The organism is Photobacterium sp. BZF1 (assembly GCF_014349205.1).
GTDB lineage: Bacteria > Pseudomonadota > Gammaproteobacteria > Enterobacterales > Vibrionaceae > Photobacterium.
Genome location: NZ_JACSOF010000067.1, coordinates 1 through 22312 on the forward strand (window position 1 = coordinate 1; position 22312 = coordinate 22312).

At 47.4% G+C, this 22312-nt stretch carries 16 protein-coding genes; 12 read left to right on the forward strand and 4 right to left on the reverse strand.

Annotated elements, in window-relative coordinates; translation table 11 throughout:
* Window positions 1–116: 116 nt before the first annotated feature.
* Window positions 117–863, reverse strand: a complete 747-nt coding sequence (locus BIZ37_RS15880; protein ID WP_187462298.1) for a MipA/OmpV family protein — start codon at window positions 861–863, stop codon at window positions 117–119.
* 496 nt (window positions 864–1359) lie between these two features.
* On the opposite strand from BIZ37_RS15880, the gene BIZ37_RS15885 reads away from it, so the two are divergent.
* The 6 genes from BIZ37_RS15885 (at window position 1360) to fbpC (ending at window position 9331) form a co-directional block, all read left to right on the forward strand.
* Window positions 1360–1995, forward strand: a complete 636-nt coding sequence (locus BIZ37_RS15885) for a response regulator (protein WP_187462299.1) — start codon at window positions 1360–1362, stop codon at window positions 1993–1995.
* Entirely contained in the window at window positions 1992–3587 is a 1596-nt protein-coding gene (locus tag BIZ37_RS15890) for an MASE1 domain-containing protein (RefSeq protein ID WP_187462300.1), read from the forward strand. The genes BIZ37_RS15885 and BIZ37_RS15890 overlap by 4 nt, the downstream gene beginning before the upstream one ends.
* Before the next feature lie 96 nt (window positions 3588–3683).
* Window positions 3684–4988: an MFS transporter family glucose-6-phosphate receptor UhpC gene (uhpC, locus tag BIZ37_RS15895; protein WP_187462301.1), complete on the forward strand. Its 1305-nt coding sequence runs from the start codon at window positions 3684–3686 to the stop codon at window positions 4986–4988.
* A gap of 66 nt (window positions 4989–5054) precedes the next feature.
* Window positions 5055–6089 carry an ABC transporter substrate-binding protein gene (locus BIZ37_RS15900; RefSeq protein ID WP_187462302.1) on the forward strand — a complete coding sequence of 345 codons (1035 nt, stop codon included), beginning with the start codon at window positions 5055–5057 and terminating at the stop codon, window positions 6087–6089.
* 80 nt (window positions 6090–6169) lie between these two features.
* Window positions 6170–8257: an iron ABC transporter permease gene (locus BIZ37_RS15905; RefSeq protein ID WP_187462303.1), complete on the forward strand. Its 2088-nt coding sequence runs from the start codon at window positions 6170–6172 to the stop codon at window positions 8255–8257.
* A gap of 15 nt (window positions 8258–8272) precedes the next feature.
* The gene (fbpC, locus tag BIZ37_RS15910) at window positions 8273–9331 is read left to right on the forward strand and encodes a ferric ABC transporter ATP-binding protein (protein ID WP_187462304.1); all 1059 of its coding nucleotides are present in this window, start codon (window positions 8273–8275) and stop codon (window positions 9329–9331) included.
* 82 nt (window positions 9332–9413) lie between these two features.
* Here fbpC and BIZ37_RS15915 read toward each other — a convergent pair whose 3' ends face one another.
* Window positions 9414–10547: an ABC transporter ATP-binding protein gene (locus BIZ37_RS15915; protein ID WP_187462305.1), complete on the reverse strand. Its 1134-nt coding sequence runs from the start codon at window positions 10545–10547 to the stop codon at window positions 9414–9416.
* 499 nt (window positions 10548–11046) lie between these two features.
* On the opposite strand from BIZ37_RS15915, the gene BIZ37_RS15920 reads away from it, so the two are divergent.
* The 6 genes from BIZ37_RS15920 to BIZ37_RS15945 all read left to right on the forward strand — a co-directional run bounded on the left by BIZ37_RS15920 (window position 11047) and on the right by BIZ37_RS15945 (window position 20065).
* Window positions 11047–11973: a carbohydrate ABC transporter permease gene (locus BIZ37_RS15920; protein ID WP_187462306.1), complete on the forward strand. Its 927-nt coding sequence runs from the start codon at window positions 11047–11049 to the stop codon at window positions 11971–11973.
* Window positions 11973–12824, forward strand: coding sequence for a carbohydrate ABC transporter permease (locus BIZ37_RS15925; protein WP_187462307.1), 852 nt, complete (start codon window positions 11973–11975; stop codon window positions 12822–12824). The genes BIZ37_RS15920 and BIZ37_RS15925 overlap by 1 nt, the downstream gene beginning before the upstream one ends.
* Window positions 12825–12860: 36 nt before the next feature.
* Entirely contained in the window at window positions 12861–14090 is a 1230-nt protein-coding gene (locus BIZ37_RS15930) for an ABC transporter substrate-binding protein (RefSeq protein WP_187462308.1), read from the forward strand.
* A 528-nt stretch (window positions 14091–14618) separates the two neighbouring features.
* Complete coding sequence (locus BIZ37_RS15935; RefSeq protein ID WP_187462309.1) at window positions 14619–15866, forward strand: carbohydrate porin; 1248 nt, start codon at window positions 14619–14621, stop codon at window positions 15864–15866.
* Window positions 15867–15935: 69 nt separating this feature from the next.
* Window positions 15936–16844, forward strand: a complete 909-nt coding sequence (locus tag BIZ37_RS15940) for a MalM family protein (protein WP_187462310.1) — start codon at window positions 15936–15938, stop codon at window positions 16842–16844.
* Window positions 16845–16957: 113 nt separating this feature from the next.
* Entirely contained in the window at window positions 16958–20065 is a 3108-nt protein-coding gene (locus tag BIZ37_RS15945) for a beta-galactosidase (RefSeq protein WP_187462311.1), read from the forward strand.
* 194 nt (window positions 20066–20259) lie between these two features.
* Here the strand turns inward: BIZ37_RS15945 and BIZ37_RS15950 are convergent, their stop codons facing one another.
* Together BIZ37_RS15950 and BIZ37_RS15960 are read right to left on the reverse strand one after the other, a co-directional pair.
* Window positions 20260–20583: a Fis family transcriptional regulator gene (locus tag BIZ37_RS15950; RefSeq protein WP_187462312.1), complete on the reverse strand. Its 324-nt coding sequence runs from the start codon at window positions 20581–20583 to the stop codon at window positions 20260–20262.
* A 484-nt stretch (window positions 20584–21067) separates the two neighbouring features.
* Entirely contained in the window at window positions 21068–22282 is a 1215-nt protein-coding gene (locus BIZ37_RS15960) for a DUF1566 domain-containing protein (protein ID WP_187462313.1), read from the reverse strand.
* Window positions 22283–22312: the final 30 nt, after the last annotated feature.

A 22312-nucleotide genomic window follows, 5' to 3' on the forward strand; every position in this document is an offset into this window, starting at 1 on the left:
TGCCAGAACCGCCAGCCTGTACAGAAATACTGAACAACATGATACCTAGCAAACCAATTAGCTTTTTCATGTTCGGATCCTACAAATATAAAAAGGCACCTTTAAGGATAGATGACTTAAAACCGATAGGCCGCCCCAACACTAAACTTCCAACCAAGGTCATTTTGCACCAGTGGGCTTTGGCTATCGTGGTATTCCAGTTCCAGCTTAGAAACGCCCAGAATATGTCGGCTTATATCATAGAGCGCTGTGAAACCGCCTTTGTAGACCCATGTATCATTAGCTTCGAATACCGACAATCCAGAAGCACTGGCTTCGTTGGCAGAAACACTATAGATGTGTTGGGAGAGCTTATCATCACGGTAATTCAGCTCGACGTAGGGGGCAATGGTCAGCTTATCCAAGGGGGTATCAAAAGCCCTGCCTAAATGCAGTTGCAGTTCATAACCATTATGCTTGTCGGTCACATCATGCAAATAGGTTAGCCTTGCCCCTACTGTGCCAAGGGTAACCCCCAATTCCCCACTACTATCCCTGTTATCTATGCCACTTGGAATGTCGGTGAAGTCATCTGATACTTCTGACAAGCGTATGTTGCCAGAAAGGCCAAACCAAGGCGTCAGGGCTAAGTTGGCCAAGCTACCGTCAATGAAGCCATAGTCACTCTGATGGAAGATGTAAGGTTTCACGCTGAACTCACTACCATCACTGGAAAAGACCGACTCCCCTATTGCTGCTCCTGCCCCCAAAAATGTGTAATGTTTATATTTTTCCTGGGGCTGAAAAATTTCTTGTGAATTGGCTGCTGCCGATGAAACCAATACCCCAAAACCTGCAATCAACAATACCACTGAGTTTTGCATAGCGCTTCTCCTCTTTAAAGTAAGTAGAAACGCTATTGCCGATATTTATTTCAATATTTCAAAAACAATTTATCTAATGCCAGCCAAGATCATTCAATTTCATATTTAGATAACCGTAAATGCTGGGTTAATCTCACTTATATACGGGAAGATTATTCTTTTCGGTTGGTATACTCCGCTCGAAAAAATCATATTAAGCAATTGAAATAATTAGGTAAAAACACACTTCTATAGTAAACCAAAGCAAAATCACCAGCAAGATCGTCATCATATTGACGGATTTACCTTATAAAATCAGAAATATATCTCTGCCTTGACAATTTATTGCACCTGCCTTTAAAGCCTTACAAAACATAAAAACAACTCTATATTGGTGCATGAACGGCCTAAGCCTCAAACTTTAGCGACAGTTATCACACCTTCACTGTTCGAATGTGCATTAATGCCATGAGATTGATATTTTCTAACCTGCTGACAATGAAGTAGGTTCCAAAAAATGATTACTGTCACTTTAGTCGATGACCACATTGTGGTCCGGTCGGGCTTTGCACAATTACTCTCTATAGAGCCTGATATTCAAGTGCATAGCGAATACAGCAACGCTAAAGAGGCATTGCGTGGACTTTCAGAAGCAGCAGTCGATGTAGCAGTTATTGATATATCAATGCCTGATGAAAGTGGTCTGATATTGCTGGAAAAACTGCGTAAGAAGCACCCCGATTTCAAGGCGATTATTCTCAGTATTTACGATTCTGCTTCTTTTGTTAGCAAAGCCATTGATGCAGGAGCTTATGGCTACCTTTCCAAACGCTGTGGCCCGAGCGAACTTGTCACAGCGATTCGTACCGTTGCAAATGGTGACAGGTACCTCTGCGCTGATGCGCTAGTTAATTTAAGCAATGCATCTGCCGGACCCGATGTGCTGCATGATCTCACCAAGCGCGAACGGGAAGTGTTCGACCATTTGATTTTGGGAAAAGATGTCAAAGAAATCGGTAGTGAGCTCTTCATCAGCCACAAAACAATTCATGTTCACCGGGCAAATATTCTCAGCAAGCTTGGGCTTTCCAACAACGTCGACTTAATTCGTTTCGCCCTACACCACAAATTGCTCAATGACGAGCCGGTATGAATGAAATCACGCGGCGACAGCATCTGCCCAAACTTATCCTAACCCATGGCTTTACATACGCCTTCAGCTTGGTTGTGTACTCCATCAGCTGGTTTTGTCTGTGGAATATCAGCCGGTACCTTGTACCCGACCTGTTATTAGCAGGACTCTTCCTACCGACTGGATTAAAACTGGCCATCTACGCGCTCAGCCCTCGCCGTCTCTGGCCTCTATTTACCTTGGGCGAGATAGGGCTTATTGCCCTCATGCTGCCAGTCATCAGCAATGACAGTACACTCTACCTGCTCATGCTGTTCTCCATTTTCAGCCATGGCTTGGCCATCGTTTTTCAGCCTTATTGGCGAACATTAGACGTTTATTGGAAGCAGTTGCTGGCACTGTGCGGTTTTGCATTCGCTTATGCCAACCTCTGTGGCCTTGCCCTCTTGATGGTTTTCAAGCCTCTGGGTATGACCATTGACTACGCGCTGGAGGGGGCTGTCTCAGCATTGACTGGCGGCATTCTCTTAATGCCTTTTTTCTTTTTGCTGTACGACTACCTCCACCGCCAAATATGGCAGCCTTTAAGCCCGACTCTCATCCATCAGGAAATTACGTTGCGCAGCTCAGCATTGGTGTGGTGCCTCGTTTTTTTCAGTATCGGCCTTGCGGCAGAGCTGACCTTTCTCGAAGAGATGAAGTCCCTTTCATTGCTGCTGTTCCTGCTACCGAATATCTTTATGGCCTACCGCTACGGCTGGCAAGGCGGGGTACTTGCCAGTGTGATGAACAGTATCTTACTCGCCACCGCACGGCAGATTTCAGGCTCATTTGAATCCGACCTTGAGCTTCAAAGCTTCATTGCGACTCAGGCATTAATCGGATTGGGGTTGGGTATCGCTATCAGCCGCCAATACCTGCTCTCCCAGCAGTTGAAGAAAGCCAATGCGGATTTGCAGACCGAACTGCACAATAAGAACCAGCTGGCCAAACAGCTTGTTCACGTAGAGGAAGATATCCGCAAATCTGTCGCCCGGGGGCTTCATGATGAGATAGGTCAAAACATCACTGCGATACAAATTCAATCTATGCTGGCGAAAAGGCTCGCTGCCAATGAACAAGCAGAGAAAATAGCCGATACCACCCATGAGCTGGCAATGCGGATCCATACATCTACCCGCCAATTGCTCAAGCAGTTACGCCCACAGGCACTCGATGAAATGGGCCTAGAGGCTGCAATCCGCCAGTTAGCAACAGAAATGCGCTTCAAAGAACGGCATGTCGATTTCAAGCTCAATTTCGGGATTTTGGCAGACCGGTTAGACGAAGTCACAGCCGTGACCCTTTATCGCATCGTTCAGGAATTACTGAACAATATCTGCAAACACGCACAGGCAAATGAGGTTCAGCTCTCCCTGATGCCCGGTAGCCAATTTAGCCTCGAACTTCGTGATAATGGCATTGGCTTACCCAGTGACTGGCGAAGCCGAGGCCACGGCCTAAAGGGCATTGAAGAGCGTGTTCTAGCACTGGGCGGGCAAATGACGATTCGCAGCAATGAGCTCGGCTGCCGTATAACTGTTAACTTACCCACAAAATCCGACACGACCTAGCCTTAACTAGGAAAATTTCCTAGTCAATTATGAAACTGTCTCATTCTTTTCATCCACATTATCAATAACATCAACCTCAGCACTTAAGGAGAAGTGATGACGTTTGCAGTCGCAACTAGCCCTAGCCAAGTTAACGAAAGCTACCGCTACTGGCGTCTTCATTTGATGGCCGCGATGTATATCGGCTACGGGGTGTTCTATTTCACCCGTAAAAGCCTGAGTTTTGCCATGCCAGCAATGCTGCCGGATCTCGGGCTGAGCACTGCCGATTTCGGTGTACTCGGTACCCTGTTCTACATCACTTATGGCGCATCGAAATTTCTCTCCGGTATGGTCAGCGATCAAACGAAACCGAACTATTTCATGGGGCTAGGCCTCATCGCAACCGGTGTCATCAACATACTGTTTGGACTTAGTTCATCGCTTTCTGCCTTCGTACTGCTATGGACACTCAACGCGTTGTTTCAAGGCTGGGGCTGGCCGCCCTGTGCAAAATTACTGACCAGTTGGTATTCACGCTCTGAACGTGGCTTTTGGTGGTCAATTTGGAACACTTGCCACAACTTGAGCGGTGCACTTATCCCAATCTCTATCGGGATAATAGCAATCAGCTGGGGATGGCGGTTTGGCTTCATCTTGCCGGGGTTGCTCGCCATCATCGTGGGCACAGTGTTGTGCTTTCGGCTAAGGGACAAACCACAAACCCTGGGTTTGCCAAGTGTTGGCGAGTGGCGCGATGACGAGTTGGAAAAACAGCACGAAGCTGAAGGTAAAGGGCTGTCATTCAGGCAGATATTGAAAACCTATGTCTTGGGTAACAAGTATATCTGGCTACTGTGCAGCTCATATTTGCTGGTCTACGTAGTGCGCATTGCTATCAATGACTGGGGGAATTTATACCTGACCGAACGTCACGGTTACCCGTTAATCACGGCCAATACCACAGTATCGATGTTTGAAGTCGGCGGCTTTCTCGGATCCCTATTTGGCGGCTGGGGATCAGACAAATTTTTCCGTGGTAACCGAGCGCCGATGAACCTGATTTTTGCGCTGGGCATTTTCATCTCTGTTGCGGCGTTATGGCTAACACCGCTCGATAACGTGTTGGTGCTATCGGGTTGCTTCTTCTCCATTGGTTTTTTCGTCTTCGGACCGCAAATGATGATAGGCATGGCCGCAGCGGAGTGTTCCCACAAAGACGCTGCCGGTACCGCGACAGGGTTTGTCGGGCTATTCGCCTACTTTGGAGCCGCGCTAGCTGGTTATCCGCTAGCAGTGCTTATAGAAAGATTTAGCTGGGAAGGTTTCTTCGGTGTCATCACGCTGTGTGCAGCGTCGATTGGGCTGCTGATTTTACCTTTCGTCAAAGCACAACAACGGGCAGGGATCGCCGTTAACTAAAATTATGATTCCTCTCGTTGTCACTTATCCAACCCTACACGTTGGAAACAACAAGAGGAAATAATAATGAAAGTTAGAACTAAACGCTCGCTACTCGCCGCCTGTATTCTAGGTTCAATGTTTGCAGCGCCACAGGTTATGGCTGACGGTCGACTAGTTGTATATTGCAGTGCAACCAACGCGATGTGTGAAGCGGAAACTAAAGCTTTCTCTGAAAAATACAACGTAAGAACGTCCTTTGTCCGTAACGGCTCAGGCAGCACACTGGCCAAAATCGAAGCCGAAAAGAAAAACCCGCGCGCCGACGTCTGGTACGGCGGTACACTGGACCCTCAATCCCAAGCCGGCGAAATGAACCTGCTTCAAGCCTACCCTTCCCCACAGCTTGAAAACATCATGCCGGACTTCCGGGATCCTGCTAAACGCAAAGGTAACTACTCTTCTGCTGTATACATGGGCATTCTTGGCTTTGGCGTCAATACAGAGCGCCTTGCAGAAAAAGGCTTGCCAATCCCACGTTGCTGGAATGACCTAACCAAGCCGGAATATACCGGGGAAATCCAGATCGCCGACCCTCAAAGTTCAGGAACCGCCTACACTGCACTGGCAACTTTCATCCAACTTTGGGACGAAGACAAAGCCTTCAACTACTTTAAAGCGCTGGACAAAAACGTTTCCCAATACACCAAATCAGGTGTGACCCCTTCTCGAAATGCAGCACGTGGCGAGATTGCTATCGGCATCGGTTTCCTACACGACTACTCACTTGAGCAATCAAAAGGTGCTCCTCTTGAGTTGATCTCACCTTGTGAGGGGACCGGGTATGAAATCGGCGGTGTCAGTGTGATCAAAGGTGCCCGTAACCTTGATAACGCGAAAAAATTCGTTGATTTTGTACTTTCAAAAGAAGGCCAGGAAACAGCATGGCAGAAAGGCCAATCATTCCAGATCTTAACCAACATCAAGGCCGAGCAATCGCCAAACGCCTTGAACCCTGAAGATCTCACACTGATCAGCTACGACATGGACAAATACGGTTCGTCTGACGAACGTAAACGTCTGATCAACAAATGGGTCAATGTCGTCAAGATGGGACAATAATCCCCTTTGGGGCTGCCTGGCAGCCCCTGTCCTGCACCACCAGACAAGACCTACACCGCTCTACATTTCAGGTACAGACAATGAACGAACTTGCCGCACAAATCACGCCAAGTGCCATAAAGCGCGACCCGGTCTTCTACTGGGTATTAAGCCTACTGGCAGCTTTTATTTTGCTGCCGGTCTTTGCTCTCGATTGGGGCCTTTTTGAATCCACCCCAGAAGAGTTCAGGGCTGCGATGGGCTGGAGTAGCATGAATATCTCATGGTTATGGTTCGCCCTCCCTGCTGTTTTATTGATCCGCCCTGCCCAAGTGCAGGATAAATACGCCAAAAACCGACACTATTTCGATATCGGCTACAGTGCTTTCTGCATGTTGTTTGTAGTGTTCTCTTCTTGGTATACCGCGCAAGGAATGGGTTACGCAACCATCGCCCTGTTTGTTGTCCTTGGCGCAGTCATGACCTTGGCTTTCTCGAGGCTTGAATACCTTGGCGGCGATACCTTTGTTATTGGCTCGCTTATCGCAATCGTGTTGCTGATCACCACCTTTATTATTTTCCCTAGCATCGCCATCTTTGTCCCTATGTTCAAAGATGACATGGGGAATTTTGCCGCTTGGCAGTTCCTAGATATCCTTGGCCGCGCCCAAATCATCCAGATCATCATGAACTCCGTCATGCTGGGCACATCTGTAGGGATCGGTGCAACCTTCTTCGGTTTGGTCTTTGCTATCTACACCACCCGCATCGCCAAGCGCAGTGCTTTTATTGCCCGAATCTTCTCTATTTTACCTATCGTCACCCCGCCATTTGTAGTCGGCTTAGGCGTCACACTGATGTTGGGGCGCTCTGGCTATATCACTGAATTGATGGTGGATTGGTTTGGCCTTACCCAAACCAACTGGCTGTATGGCTTTACCGGCATATGGATGGCACAGGTACTGGCATTCGCGCCGATGTCATTCATGATCCTTGACGGTGCAATGAAGTCGCTGCATCCATCACTGGAAGAAGCGTCTTATACCCTGCGGGCCAATCGCTACCAGACCTTCTTTAAAATTGTTATGCCGCTGCTCAAACCGGCATTGGCGAACAGTTTTTTGATCATATTCGTCCAATCTTTGGCAGACTTCAGTAACCCTCTGGTACTCGGTGGCAGCTTCGACGTACTGGCCACCCAGATCTACTTCTACATTGCTGGCGCTCAGCTAGATTATGCCTCAGCAAGTACCCTAGGTGCTGTATTGCTTCTGTTCTCACTGGCTATTTTCGTCGTGCAGTATATTTGGATAGGCAAACGCTCTTACGTCACCATCTCCGGTAAGTCTTACCGGGGCGATGTCCAGCCTCTGCCTGCGACATTGAAGCACAGTGTATCGGGCCTGTTGTACTTCTGGATGGCATTCAACATCCTGCTGTACGGCAGCATTATCTACGGTAGCTTTACCGTCAACTGGGGGGTTGATTACAGCCTGACCTTCGCCAACTACATTAACTTGTTCGGTATGGGTATGAGCGAAGGGGCCTGGCCATCACTGATCACCACTATGACCTATGCCGGTATTGCCGCACCGCTTACTGCGCTATTCGGGCTATTGATTGCTTACATCGTCGTGCGCCAGCAGTTCCACGGCAAAAAGGTAATCGAATTTGCCACTATGCTGTGCTTCGCGGTACCGGGAACCGTTGCAGGTGTGTCCTATATCCTTGCGTTTAACGATGCACCTGTTTACCTAACCGGTACTGCCGCAATAGTGGTAATTTCCATGGTGATGCGAAACGTTCCGGTAGGTATCCGCTCTGGTGTCGCCGGTCTCGGCCAGTTGGACAAATCATTGGACGAAGCCTCGTTAAGCCTGCGAGCCAACTCGCTAAAAACCATCACCCATATTTTATTGCCTTTACTTCGTCCGGCGATTCTATCTACGCTGGTATACAGCTTCGTGCGTGCAATGACCACAGTGAGCGCCATTATATTCCTGGTAACGCCAGAAACCCGGGTGGCAACCTCTTACATCCTCAACCGGGTAGAAGACGGTGAATACGGTATCGCCATTGCCTACGGCTCCATCCTGATTGTTGTGATGCTGAGCATCATCCTTATTTTTGATTTCCTTGTCGGTGAAGCACGCATTTCGCGTTCCAAAGCCAAAAACGACGCGTCCTAACTGGAGAATAAATTCATGGCAACTGAAAACTTTGTAGTGCTCAAAAACGTCTGTAAGCGCTTTGGCGACAAAACCGTTATCGGCAACCTCGATTTAGAGATCAAAAAAGGCAGCCTAGTCACCTTGCTGGGGCCATCAGGCTGCGGCAAAACCACGGTACTCCGCCTTGTCGCGGGTCTGGAAAAACCCACCAGCGGCCAGATTTTCATTGATGGCGAGGATGTCACCAACACCTCTATCCAGCATCGTGATATCTGTATGGTATTCCAGTCTTATGCCCTGTTTCCCCATATGTCCCTGCACGAAAACGTCGGTTATGGCTTGAAGATGCTCGGCCTTGATAAAGCCGATATCAAAAAGCGTGTCGATGATGCGCTCAAACTTGTTGATTTGGAAGGTTTTGGCGAGCGCTTCGTCGACCAGATCTCCGGCGGTCAGCAACAGCGCGTTGCACTGGCACGGGCACTGGTGCTCAAACCTAAGGTGCTGCTGTTTGATGAACCTTTGAGTAACCTCGATGCGAATTTACGCAGGAATATGCGCGAGACCATTCGCGATTTGCAGCAGCGCTTCAATATCACATCGCTTTACGTTACCCATGACCAATCCGAAGCCTTTGCAGTTTCTGATACCGTTATCGTCATGAAAGATGGCGACATCATGCAACAGGGTAGCCCGACAGATTTGTACAAGCACCCAGCTTCAATGTTTATGGCGAATTTCATGGGTGAAGCCAACATGTTCGAAGGTCACTTTAACGGAGAAACCATAGACATCCACGGCTATAGCTTGCCTGCAGCCAAGGACAATGTCTCAGGTATTGGCCCAGGCGACTACCAGATTGGCGTCCGCCCTGAAGCCATTTTACTGGCCGAACATGGAGAGCCTTGCCAACAATGCCGGGTAACCAGTACCGCTTATATGGGTTCTATGTATGAAGTCGTGGTGGAGTGGCAAGGCCATGAGCTACTGTTGCAGTTAAACTCCGCACAATTTGATTCAAGCTTCACCGACCATGCGTATCTAACGATTAACCCGAACGGTGTGTTCCTATTACCCCCAGAAACAAACTAAGGTTTATCGTCTAGTGCAAGCCGCTCATTAGAGCGGCTTTGTTATGCGGGAATGGTAATTGTAGGGAAGTTAGGTAAGTGCTTTAGGCACAAATCTGAGTAGGGACATCTGCATCACTGTACTGACGTATAGAAAGACCATTTTCGTTGAACAGGTGCAGGTTGTGGTTGTCCATATACACCTTCACCTTATTGCCGGTAACGACAGGCTCATCGGTCGGTAGGTGGATTTTAAAGCCATCGACGCCTGCATACTGACCAAACAAATAGGTGCTGTTACCCAGTCTTTCAACCACATCGGATTGGAACTCAATGCCAACAGTATTTTCCTCACTGCCTTGCGGTTTGAGGAAGATATGCTCAGGGCGGATCCCCACTTTGACCGCCTGGCCAGCTTCGACACCGTCTGTATGGGCGGCGATCGAGACAGATTGTCCATCAGGCAAAGTAAGCGTCAGGGACTGTGACTCTTTTTTAGCTACCATAGCCGGGATAAAGTTCATTTTCGGCGAACCGATAAAACCGGCGACAAACTCATTGGCTGGCTGATAATAAAGCTGTAGCGGAGAGCCTACCTGCTCTACCCTACCATCGCGCAATACCACTATCTTGTCGGCCAGTGTCATGGCCTCGACCTGATCATGGGTGACATACACCATGGTGTTACCCAGTTGTTTGTGCAGTCTTGCAATTTGGATTCGCATTTCAACCCGCAGCTCTGCGTCTAGGTTGGACAGCGGCTCATCGAATAGGAAAACTTCCGGATCGCGGACAATCGCACGACCAATAGCCACGCGCTGCCTTTGCCCACCCGATAACTCCTTCGGTTTGCGCTTGAGCAGCGCCTCAAGCTGGAGAATATCACTGGCATGCTTCACCCGCTGCTTGATCACCTCCGGTTTCTCTCCCACCATCTTGAGACCAAAGCCCATGTTTTCTTCCACTGTCATATGCGGGTATAACGCATATGACTGAAACACCATCGCGACACCACGCTCAGAGGGTTCAACATCATTCATGTTGACCCCGCCGATAGAGATATCGCCTTCGGTAATATCTTCCAAGCCGGCAATCAGCCTAAGCAAGGTGGATTTTCCACAACCAGACGGACCAACGAAGACAGTGAACTCGCCATCTTCAATAGTCAGATCGATACCGTGGATAGTTTGTACTTTTCCAAATCGTTTCACTGCGCGATTTAGGGATATACCAGCCATATAATTTCATCCTCTGAGATTACGGGACGTCAGCAAGGCCATTTATCAAACAACTAGAACGTTATTTACGCTACCCGATTGCAGCGCAACAGTAAACGTTTCCAGAGCAATAATACTCAACTTTTTAACATACTGTGAGCTGAGTACACCTTGCCGCATTCACATAAGGCAATAGTGACAGAGCACGCATTTCATCTCTTTAAAACAGTATATTGGGTTGAAAAATCTACATATCAGCCTTATACGCGAGAAAGATACCGAGCTATTTATTACCCATACTATCCAGATCCATGTCACACATTGTAAGTAATATTACCACCATTTATGGAAACGTTTCCTTGATCACGTTTTATTAACACCATTGTCGATATCGTAACCACGCAAATCACTTTGCGTCATCAAACAGCTATCAAAACAACACCTAGAACATACAGAACAACTTGGTAAGCACGCTTACCAATGAACCGAGATCTCTGCATACATGGAATCGGAGCCTAGTATGATTCATTCTTCTTCAGCAGAAGCGACAATAAATAGAGCCAGTGACTCTAAACAAGAAAGGAAGCGGATTATTCCTATTTCTTTAGTGCCATGGGTCTTTCTTGCCCCGGCGTTGGTGCTATTTGCAATATATGTTCTCTACCCCATTATAAATAGCTTCAACCTCAGCCTTTACCAATGGGACGGTATGGGCGAGAAAGTCTGGGTGGGTTTTGAAAACTACATCGAGTTATTTGATTCAGAAACCTTTTATACCGCACTGACCAATAATTTGTTGTGGTTGGTTATGTTTATGCTTGCCCCACCAATTGGTTTGGCTATCGCACTATTTCTGAATCAGGAAGTGAAAGGAATACGTTTGATTAAAGCGTTATTCTTTTTCCCTTTTGTTATATCCCAAGTCATTGTTGGCTTAGTATTTACTTGGTTTTACGACCCTAGTTTGGGTCTGTTAAATAGTATTCTGGCATTTTTCGGTGCAGAGCCTATTGCGCTGTTATCGAGCGATCAGTATGTCACCTACGGCATTATTGCTGCTGGCCTGTGGCCGCAAATTGCCTATTGCATGATCCTCTACCTCACCGGGCTCAATAACCTTAACCCAGAATTGATTGAAGCCGCCCGGCTCGATAACGCAAAGGGGTTCAAACTCCTTCGCCACATCATCCTACCCCAACTATCACCAGCAACCTTCATCGCTGTGGTAGTCACGGTGATCGGTGCCCTGCGCTCATTTGATCTCGTTGCCACCATGACCGCTGGAGGCCCGTGGGGAAGCTCGACGGTACTGGCTTACATGATGTATGAGCAATCAATCTTCAACTACAGAATGGGTTACGGTGCCGCTATTGCTGTCGTGCTTTTCCTGATAATGGCTATCTATATCGCCTTTTTCTTAACTCGCATGTTAAGGAGTGAGAAATAATGTTTCCGACACCTATAAATAAATCATCAAGGGCTATCAATATTGCCTACCGGGTAGCTCTGCCTTTTTCAATTATTTTATGGCTACTACCACTTCTGGCTATATTGCTGACCTCGGTCCGCTCTATTGAAGATATCAATCAAGGAAACTATTGGGGTTGGCCCACCAGCTTTAATTTAATCGAAAATTATCAGATGGTGTTCCAAACCACCGATATGGGACAATATCTGCTTAGCTCATTGATTATTACGCTACCTGCCGTAGCCGGTGCTGTTGCCCTTTCGACTCTTGCGGGTTTTGCATTGGCAAAATATAAGTTCAGAGGCAATATTTGGTTGCTGGCTATATTTATTGCCGGTAACTTTGTTCCCTTCCAAATATTGATGATCCCTGTTCGCGACCTCACTATCAGTGCAGGGTTATATGACACCCACCTTGGGTTAATCATTTTCCATGTCGCTTTCCAAACGGGTTTCTGCACCTTGTTTATGCGCAATTTCATCGTCAGCCTGCCCAATGAATTGCTTGAGGCAGCGCGTGTTGAAGGCGTCAGCGAGTTCAAGATTTTCTGGTACATCATCTTGCCACTGGTTCGTCCTGCCTTGGCAGCGCTGTCGGTGCTGGTCTTTACCTTCATTTGGAACGATTACTTCTGGGCACTGGTACTGGTGCAAAGTGAAGAAGTCCGCCCGGTCACCGCAGGGATCAGCGCCCTACGCGGCCAATGGTTGGCTTCCTGGAACTTGATCTCCGCCGGCGCCGTATTGGCAGCCCTTCCGCCCGTCGCTTTGTTCTTCGCGATGCAGAAGCATTTCATTGCTGGGTTAACCCTAGGCGCGACCAAAGGTTAAACGGAAATACAACTACCCTACTAATAAGGATAAATGATGAAAAAACTACATAAAATCATCACCGCTACCACGCTGGCGATGAGCATGACATCGGCTTCTTTTGCCTCTGAGCTTATTATCAACTCAGATCAAGCCGACCCGGCGCCAAAAGCCGTATTTGACAATATGGTTGCCCAGTTCAAACAGGAAAACCCAGATATTACCGTCAAATACAATCTGTATGACAAAGAAGCCTATAAAACAACGCTGCGTAACTGGTTGGTCACCTCACCACCCGATGTGGTTTTCTGGCATGCCGGTAACCGTATGAAGACCTTTGTAGACCGTGGCTTGCTGGAAGATGTCAGTGACGTATGGCAAGCCAATAACATGTATGAGGACTTCACCAGTACCATTCCTGCCATGACGGTTGACGACAAACAATGGGGCGTGCCGTTTACCTATTACCAGTGGGGCATTTACTACCGCAAAGATATCTTCGACAAGTATGAAATCAGCGAGCCTAAAACGTGGGATGAATTCCTTGCCGCGTCCGAAACATTAAAACAAAACGATATCGCCCCTATTGCCATCGGGACAAAATACCTTTGGACAGCAGCAGGCTGGTTCGACTATATCAACCTGCGCGTCAACGGGTTGGACTTCCACCTTGATCTAATGGATGGCAAAGTCCCTTACACAGATGATCGCGTTCGCAATACCTTCAATACATGGCGCGAGCTGATCGACAAAGGTTACTTCCTGGAAAACCATGCCGGTTACTCTTGGCAGGAAGCCCAGCCGTTCTTGTACCGCGGGGAAGCGGCCATGTACTTGATTGGTAATTTCATCACCCCTAACTTCCCTGAGGAACTGGAAGGTAAAATGGGCTTTATGCAATTCCCAGCTATAAACCCTGAGATTGCAATGGCTGAAGAAGCCCCGATTGATACCATTCACATCCCAAGCAAAGCTAAAAACAAAGACAATGCCCGTAAGTTCCTAGCCTTTATCGCACGCGCTGAGAACCAAACCAAAATGAACGAGGCACTGCTTCAGATCCCGACTAACAATAAGTCTACGGTCACTGACGATGTGTTCCTCAACAAAGGGATTGCCATGCTAAACAGCGCGTCCGGGACCTCACAGTTCTACGACCGTGATACTGATCCGGCAATGGCACAGGAAGGAATGAAAGCGTTCCAGGAATTCATGGTCCACCCTGACCGATTGGACCGAATCCTCAAGCGCCTGGAGCGAACCCGTGCTCGTACCTTCGACAAGTAACTGATGCTGGTGAAATCGATACCACACCAGTAAAAATGCGGTGTTTTGGGTTGTAATTCCATTCAAGGAGTTTCACATATTACTTGAATTCACACTAATAGCTGACGTATTCTGTGACTATTGTGATTCAGAGTGAAACGTTATCCTTGGGTTCCTAACTCAAAACACTCATAGATAGCTTCTTTACTTGGCTTACCGAGCAATCTGTACTGCTTGGGAAAGAAGTTTGTTTCCATTGATCAAAAAAGCCCAACCCATTGTTTTGTTGGGCTTTTTATTTCCTTCCCTTCATATCCAACCCACTTATCTGTAATCGTTTCCGGACCATCAAAACTACCCGCTGTGCATTTTCTCATCAAAAGCAGCCAAAATACGCCGTTAATGTGAGCTAAATTACAGTTTTATTAATTGATTTAACTTTCTTAGGTAAAATACGCCGCACCTCACTGTAAACGTTTCCAGAGCAATGCTAGGATCGCTCTTGAGTTAGGACCCATACATAAAAAAACAAAATGATGGAGACGTTTCATGAAACAGAAGATGCTAGCAAAAGCAGTCGGCATAGCACTGATAATGGCCCCACTAGCCAGCCAAGCAGCCGTAGAGAATATTCAATATTTTGGCTATGCCAAATGGGGAAATATCTACACAGACAATGATGACCATAATGATGGCAAAGGTGAGCGTAACGACGTGATCCGCGCCAGCGAGGGTTATGGTAACTACCGCTTGGGTAATGAGCTTAACTGGTGGGAAGCCGGCCTGAAAGCCGATGTGTGGCAAGACGGTGAAGCTTACTTCGATACTACCCTTTACCTAGGCAGCGGCGAGAGCTGGGGTGATGTCAGCATCATCCAGATGTGGTCAGCAGGTCACGGCCTATTCGCATCGCAGCCAAATGCCAAAGTGTGGGCCGGTGAGCGCTTTTACCGCCGCCACGAAGTCCACATGATTGATATCAAGTACTGGGATACATCAAGCACAGGTATTGGTATCGAAGATTGGGACCTTGGCTTCGGTAACGGCCACATTGCCTGGATGGCACCGAACTCCAGTGCTGATGGCCGCAGTTTGCATAACATCGATGCCCGTATCAGTGACATTGCTATCAGCGATACTGCTGACCTGACCTTCGGCTTGAACTACATTTTCACCCAAAACTCTAGTTACGAAGAATCAGATATCACCACATCTGGTGCCATGCTATCGGCCCTTTACCGTCAAGCTTGGGAATACGGTTCGAATACCCTAGCCCTTCAATATGGTACCGATGCCCTTGCCGGTGGTTTGATGAGTGCTGAAGGCGGCTCTAACCGCAAGTACAGCACTGGCGTTGAACATGATGGTTATAGCTGGCGAATCTTTAACTCTGGCGATCTGAACGTCAACGAAGATTTCCAAGTGATGTACTCCATCGCCTATCAGGATAAAAACCTAGATAACAATGATGGTGAGAAGTGGTTCAGTGTCGGTGCCCGTCCTCAGTACAGCTGGACAGATTACATGGCAACGGCTTTGGAAGTTGGTTATGAAACCGTCGAAGCACAAAATGGTGCTGGCACCAATGACATGTACAAAGTCACTGTTGCCCAAATGTTCCAGGCCGGTAAAGGCGTATGGGCTCGCCCGTCACTGCGTATTTTCGCAACCTACTCCGAGAAGAACGACGAGTGGAACCGTGGTGGCGATACCTACGGCACAGCTATGCGTAACGCCAGCGGCAAGGACAACGTTGACGAAGTGACCTTTGGCTTCAACGTCGAGACTTGGTGGTAATCACCCGCTCGCTCAAACTTGACTAAAAATGGTACAGGCCTTTTGTGGCCTGTACCCTAAGGATAAAGCATGAAGAAGAATCAGTTGGCGACCATTCTGCTAGGCCTGAGCCTAACCGCTTGCAGCAGTTTTCCAGACACGGCACTCAATACCGACCTTACCCAATCGGCTTGCTGCGAATCTATTGCTGCGCTTTCAATCCAACCGTTGGTATTAGATAGCCAACAGTATGTGATTCTCGATGGCAATGGCCAAACCCTTCCCCTAGCCCATAATGGCAATGAGGAATCAGACCGCTCGCCAGCCAAAGCTTTTAGCTTGCCGCAAACGGCTTCTCCATTCATGCTGACAGTCAAAGCTCCGATTAAAGACAACCAAGTTATCGCCCCGACCATAAACATTTTCGACAATCAATGGCAGTTGGTCGAACAGTACACCACTGAAGATTTTCATTACTTCACCAGTAGCCTAGGTGGTCTCGAGCGTATTGAAGGTAAATTTATCCTCAGCACGCAACTTAACAACATGGCTTATTTGGTGATCCAGCACGATCCCACGCAGATTGGCAATCAGCTGGAACGTATCCACCCAGAACAAGAATTTGCCGAATCACAGAACATTATCGGTAATAAACGCCTTCCACTTTATGCGACATTGTCGCCGATTGGCATAGTTGAAGTCACTACACAGCAGCACTTCGGCAACCCTGTGGTAGACCTGCTTTCTAGCTTAACGGCTAAAGAGGCCTCAGCCGCAACTGTTTCAAAAACAGCACCTAATACTGTATCAAATTCTATTTCTGCGACACCCAAACTGACTGCATCCGTTGACACAGACAACTGGCACTATTTCAAACAGCAAATTGATGAAGCCGTAAATAGCGGAAAGCTGAAACAAGCCGTTGATTGGGCCAGCAAAGCCGAGTCAGCAGGCCATGAACAGGCCAAAGATTACCTGTTGAACACATTGGCCCAATAACAGCCGCCCCAAAAAGTACAAAGAATATCTAGCCGCAGGGCACCAACTATCGCCGTGCGGTACAGCAACTAAAATTTTCAAGATTAAGTAAGATCAATATAAGTAGGATAACGATGACGGCATTTTCTAACATAATTCAGCGCCGAGACTGGGAAAACCCTCAGTCAGTGAACATCCATTGTTTGTCTGCGCATAGCCCACTGGCCAGCTACCGTGACATTGAAAGTGCACGCGATGCAAAAAATGCCCAGCGCCAATCATTGAACGGCGAATGGAAATTCAAGCTTTTCGATGCCCCGGAGCAAGTCGACGGCGAGTTCGTGACTCCTAGCTTCAATGATCAGGGTTGGGACAACATTCCAGTCCCTTCAAACTGGCAGCTGCAAGGCTATGACAAACCGATTTATGCCAACGTAAAGTACCCGTTTGAAGTCAACCCACCTTTCGTGCCGAAAGACAACCCAACAGGTTGCTACAGAACAAGCTTCGTGGTTGAAGAAAGCCAGCTAGATCAAAACCACCGTATTATCTTCGATGGTGTTAACTCCGCTTTTCATATGTGGTGTAACGGCCATTGGGTCGGTTACAGCCAAGATAGCCGCCTACCGGCAGAATTCGACCTTTCCCAGTACCTTGTTGCTGGAGAAAACACCTTAGCGGTAATGGTGATCCGCTGGAGTGACGGCAGCTACCTAGAAGATCAAGACATGTGGTGGCTGAGCGGTATCTTCCGCGATGTAACCCTATTGACCAAGCCTTCGCAGTGCATTGAAGATGTATTTATCACGCCAGATCTCGATGCGTGTTACCGTGACGGCAGTTTGTCTGTGGTTACCCACATCAATGCCTCAGCTGATCATCAGGTACAGATCCAGCTGTTTGACGGTGAGCAGGCAATTACAGAACCCGTAGTTGATCGTCCGAACAACCGCCGTATTGACGAACGCGGCAGTTACAACGACGTGGTATTCCAAACCATGTCAGTACGCGAGCCGAACAAGTGGAGTGCCGAGACGCCAAACCTATATCGCTGTGTGGTCTCATTGCTTGATGCCGATGGCAACCATATTGAAAGTGAAGCCTACCAAGTTGGCTTCCGTAAGGTCGAAACCATCGGCGGCCAGCTTTGCCTCAATGGTAAACCGCTGCTGATCCGCGGTGTTAATCGCCACGAGCACCACCCTGAGCTTGGCCATGTCATGACAGAAGCGGATATGATCAAAGATATCTGCTTGATGAAGCAGTATAACTTCAATGCGGTCCGTACCGCCCACTACCCTAACCACCCACGTTGGTACGAGCTGTGTGACGAGTACGGTTTGTATGTGTGCGACGAAGCCAATATCGAAACCCATGGCATGGAGCCGATGAACCGCCTATCCGCCGACCCGATGTGGGCACACGCTTACATGAGCCGCTATACCCAAATGGTACAGCGCGACAAGAACCACCCTTCAATCATTATATGGTCACTGGGTAATGAATCCGGCCATGGCAGCAACCATAACGCCATGTATGCCTGGTCGAAGAACTTTGACCCATCCCGTCCGGTTCAATATGAAGGTGGCGGTTCCGATACGACAGCAACCGATATCATTGCCCCTATGTATGCCCGCGTGAACACCACTATTGCCGATGAAGCCGTGCCAAAGTGGTCAATCAAGAAGTGGGTCTCCCTACCTAATGAGAACCGCCCATTAATCTTGTGTGAGTATGCCCATGCAATGGGGAACAGCCTAGGCAGTTTCAACGAGTACTGGGATGCCTTCCGCGACTACCCTCGCCTGCAAGGCGGTTTTATCTGGGACTGGGTTGATCAAGGGATCAGCAAGTTTGATGACAAAGGTAATCATTTCTGGGCCTACGGCGGTGACTTTGGTGATGCCATCAATGACCGTCAGTTCTGTATCAACGGATTGGTGTTCCCTGACAGAACCTTGCACCCGACGCTGGAAGAAGCCAAGCACTGCCAACGCATGATCACTGTCCAGCTTGATAGTGAAGAGCAACTGGCGAACTGTGTGGCATATACCCTTACGGTGACCAACGAGAACTTGTTCCGTGCCACTGACAATGAACAACTGAAATGGTCGCTGCTTGAAGATGGCCATGAGATTGCCTCTGGTGAACAATCACTGGATGTACCTGCAGATAGCCAGAAGATCCTTTGTGTGGATGTTGACTTCAAGCCTCGTGCTGGTGCGGTTTACCACCTCAATACTGATATCGAGCTACGTGAAACTACGCCATGGGCAGAAGCCGGACATATTGTTGCCATTGAGCAGTTTGCAGTGACCAACCGTAACTCCTTAGCTTACCCTGCTTTCAGCCAAAGCAAGGCCCCGTTGGCGACTGAAGATGATCACAACATTTTGGTCAGCAGCAAAGACGGTAAACACAATTGGAGCTGGAACAAAGCGAGTGGATTGCTGGAGAAATGGTCAATTGAAGGCAAGCAACAGTTAGTGTCTTCACCGGTTGATAACTTCTTCCGTGCCCCACTGGATAACGACATCGGTGTGAGTGAGGTAGATTTCGTTGATCCTAATGCCTGGGTATGTCGCTGGGATGCTGCTGGTATCGGCAAGTGGGATCGCGAGTGCGTAGATTGCCAGGTAAATGCCCTTAGCCACCACGTCGCTGTCACTTCAACGTTCGTGTATACCTTCAACGGCAATGTACAGGCGATCACCGTCTGGACTTACACCCTAGACAGCCAAGGCCAAACCAAGGTTGATGTTTCGGTAAAACTTGCCGATGAACTACCACCAATGCCGCGCATTGGTATTGAACTCGCTCTGCCGATTCAACAAGAACAGCAGCACATTGAATGGCGTGGACTAGGCCCATTCGAGAACTACCCAGACCGGCTAACAGGTGCACGTTTTGGCCAGTACACCCAGACGTTGGAAAGCATGCATACCCCGTACATCTTCCCGACAGATAACGGACTGCGCTGCGGTTGTAAATCGCTATCTATTGGCCGCTTGAGTATCTCTGGTGACTTCCAGTTCAGTGTGAGCCGTTACAGTCAGCAGCAACTGGCGGTAGCGAAACACACCAACGAACTTGAGGCCGAACAGCAAATCTACCTGCGTATCGACCACCAGCACATGGGAGTAGGCGGTGATGACTCATGGAGCCCAAGTGTCCATGAAGAGTTCAAACTGACAGACAAGCAATACACCTACAGCTTGTGCATAGAGCCTGCAGGCGCCTAACGAATAATGCCGCCCTACCCTGTTAGGGCGGGTAACTTATATACAGCCTCACCCATGGTGGGGTCGTATTTATCCATATCCATATCCATATCCATATCCATAAATAATATTTTCAATCCTTAGCTTAAATACAATATAAAGCTATAAACGGCTAATCTTGCGAATAAATCGAAAACAGGTACTACCAAGCCAACTCACTTTCCTTGAAGACCGCACTCGCGATTTTGCTGTGTCTCGTAAATGATTTTCTTACCTACGTTCTTTAATTGCACCCCAACCCTATTAAACGCTTTTTGGATAGCTGTTGAGACATGCTGCTGGCCTTCCCCCACTAAAAAGTTTGCTCTATCTTGATTCGTTTCGAATACACAGACGATTTTTAAGCTTTGTGGGAAAGAAGAATATTTGACCGTATGAGTTACCCAAAGAAAACCATCGTAGCCTTTTAAAGTATCTTCACAAACGTCGGTCAACACGTCTCTAATTAGATTTTCGACCTTATTATCTGATTTTCGCATGTAACAAACTACCTCTTTAACACCCTTAAAATGGATTTCAGTTACATTGCCTTAAACGATATTGGGCATAATGACTACTGAGCAGATATTTTAAACCGGAATAAACTACGTAGGGCAGTTTTTCTTGATACTAAGGGTAGAGTCGGAAGACAGGTGGGTTGTAATTTTACAATTTTGTCAAGCAGCCATTAACGACGGAGCACCGCGATCCATCGCCCCAAGTTTAACAAGCTGGTCAGCGAGGCAGCGACATAGGTCAGCGCCGTCTTAAGAATTTTCCATCACATGCTTGACCCAGAGGCCCTGCAGGAAGACGCATATAGCGATTATGAGTAATATGACTATCCAGAACACTATCCAGAACATAGTTGTAACACGCCTCTTTACAGAGGTGTGTTACATTTTTTACTCTTGTGCAGACAAATATTTGATTTAAGCGTTTACTATCGTATCGTTAGTTGTATTGTTTGCTTAAATCCACTAATTACTTAGCATCTCGAACCAAACGAACCCAGTTATCAATCGAGATATAGTCTGTTGCCATTTCAGAAGCGAGCTCATATTCTGAAGGTGAACCACTTTTGGGGTCACTGCGTTGCGCACCAGCGCCGTGCCAGTCATAGTAATCTGTAGAGTCTGAGTTTTTCTTGCTCCATGCTTGCCCAAATGCGATATAGACTGCAGTATGTTTAAAATCACCTTGCGTTGTACTCGTCCAGAAATAATATGAATCTTGTTGTGATTTAAACTGAGTTAAAGTCACATTAAAATACTTTGTATTAATAGCAGGTAAGTCTTTCTTCTCATAATCAACCAATGATTGAAGTTCTTTTGCATTTGGTAGACGCCAATCACTATATCCAGCAAGTGTAGAGTTATTGGCAAATTCCAGAGCCTCAACCCAGTTCATACGCTTGCCACTATCACTCTTCGCCCACATCAAATTTGTCGATTTGTCTGTAACTGTGCCATCTTGGTTGTCAATATATTCCATATCATATAGCGTCGTAGTATTGCGCACAGCGCGAACATAGTTACCTGGAACAAACATGTTATCCGACTTTTGAATAACAGTCCCATCGACGAATTTACCTGTCTCGTATGATTTTATATGGCCATCAGCAAAGTTAAATCCAAAACCACCCTCAAGTCCTCCATGGATCGTAACATTTTGCACCCCTCCTTTGTTATAAACCGTGCTAGACCAAAATGCACCCGCAAATGGAACTCTCTTGTCATACTGGAAGTCAAAGTATACTGTATTAATATATGGGCGGCTTTCTTTTCCACTTTCAGGTTTCATTAACTCACCGTCAAAGTCAGCTAATGAATATAGTTCTTTAATCGTTGGTAGTCGCCAATCCTTATACCCACCTAAGGTCATAGCCTCAACAACAGCAACTGAGTCAGCTAAGTTACGTTTGATCGTATCATGAGCTTTCTGCCACATTAAACCTGTATTCAAGTCAGTAACTGTACCATCGCCATTATCTTGATACCTCAAAGGATTACTATTTATTGAGGCATCTTGACCTGTATATAAGCTACTTTCAGAGGCAGCTAAGGGCTTCCCTTTAGTATCATATTGAGTTGTTTGACCAGTATCTGGCAACGATGGTGCATCTAATTGAGAATAAGCAGGATTAATCAATGAGCAAACTATCCCAACCAATAATGATGATTTTAAAACATTTGGCATATAGAGTACCTTTAATGGCTCAGGTATATG

What these genes read in the sequence shown, in the direction of transcription:
- BIZ37_RS15945 (WP_187462311.1), top strand. Translation starts at nt 16,958, where the DNA reads ATGACGGCATTTTCTAACATAATTCAGCGCCGAGACTGGGAAAACCCT.
- fbpC (WP_187462304.1), top strand. Translation starts at nt 8,273, where the DNA reads ATGGCAACTGAAAACTTTGTAGTGCTCAAAAACGTCTGTAAGCGCTTT.
- BIZ37_RS15940 (WP_187462310.1), top strand. Translation starts at nt 15,936, where the DNA reads ATGAAGAAGAATCAGTTGGCGACCATTCTGCTAGGCCTGAGCCTAACC.
- BIZ37_RS15915 (WP_187462305.1), bottom strand. Translation starts at nt 10,547, where the DNA reads ATGGCTGGTATATCCCTAAATCGCGCAGTGAAACGATTTGGAAAAGTA.
- BIZ37_RS15935 (WP_187462309.1), top strand. Translation starts at nt 14,619, where the DNA reads ATGAAACAGAAGATGCTAGCAAAAGCAGTCGGCATAGCACTGATAATG.
- uhpC (WP_187462301.1), top strand. Translation starts at nt 3,684, where the DNA reads ATGACGTTTGCAGTCGCAACTAGCCCTAGCCAAGTTAACGAAAGCTAC.
- BIZ37_RS15920 (WP_187462306.1), top strand. Translation starts at nt 11,047, where the DNA reads ATGATTCATTCTTCTTCAGCAGAAGCGACAATAAATAGAGCCAGTGAC.
- BIZ37_RS15885 (WP_187462299.1), top strand. Translation starts at nt 1,360, where the DNA reads ATGATTACTGTCACTTTAGTCGATGACCACATTGTGGTCCGGTCGGGC.
- BIZ37_RS15960 (WP_187462313.1), bottom strand. Translation starts at nt 22,282, where the DNA reads ATGCCAAATGTTTTAAAATCATCATTATTGGTTGGGATAGTTTGCTCA.
- BIZ37_RS15905 (WP_187462303.1), top strand. Translation starts at nt 6,170, where the DNA reads ATGAACGAACTTGCCGCACAAATCACGCCAAGTGCCATAAAGCGCGAC.
- BIZ37_RS15930 (WP_187462308.1), top strand. Translation starts at nt 12,861, where the DNA reads ATGAAAAAACTACATAAAATCATCACCGCTACCACGCTGGCGATGAGC.
- BIZ37_RS15890 (WP_187462300.1), top strand. Translation starts at nt 1,992, where the DNA reads ATGAATGAAATCACGCGGCGACAGCATCTGCCCAAACTTATCCTAACC.
- BIZ37_RS15925 (WP_187462307.1), top strand. Translation starts at nt 11,973, where the DNA reads ATGTTTCCGACACCTATAAATAAATCATCAAGGGCTATCAATATTGCC.
- BIZ37_RS15950 (WP_187462312.1), bottom strand. Translation starts at nt 20,583, where the DNA reads ATGCGAAAATCAGATAATAAGGTCGAAAATCTAATTAGAGACGTGTTG.
- BIZ37_RS15880 (WP_187462298.1), bottom strand. Translation starts at nt 863, where the DNA reads ATGCAAAACTCAGTGGTATTGTTGATTGCAGGTTTTGGGGTATTGGTT.
- BIZ37_RS15900 (WP_187462302.1), top strand. Translation starts at nt 5,055, where the DNA reads ATGAAAGTTAGAACTAAACGCTCGCTACTCGCCGCCTGTATTCTAGGT.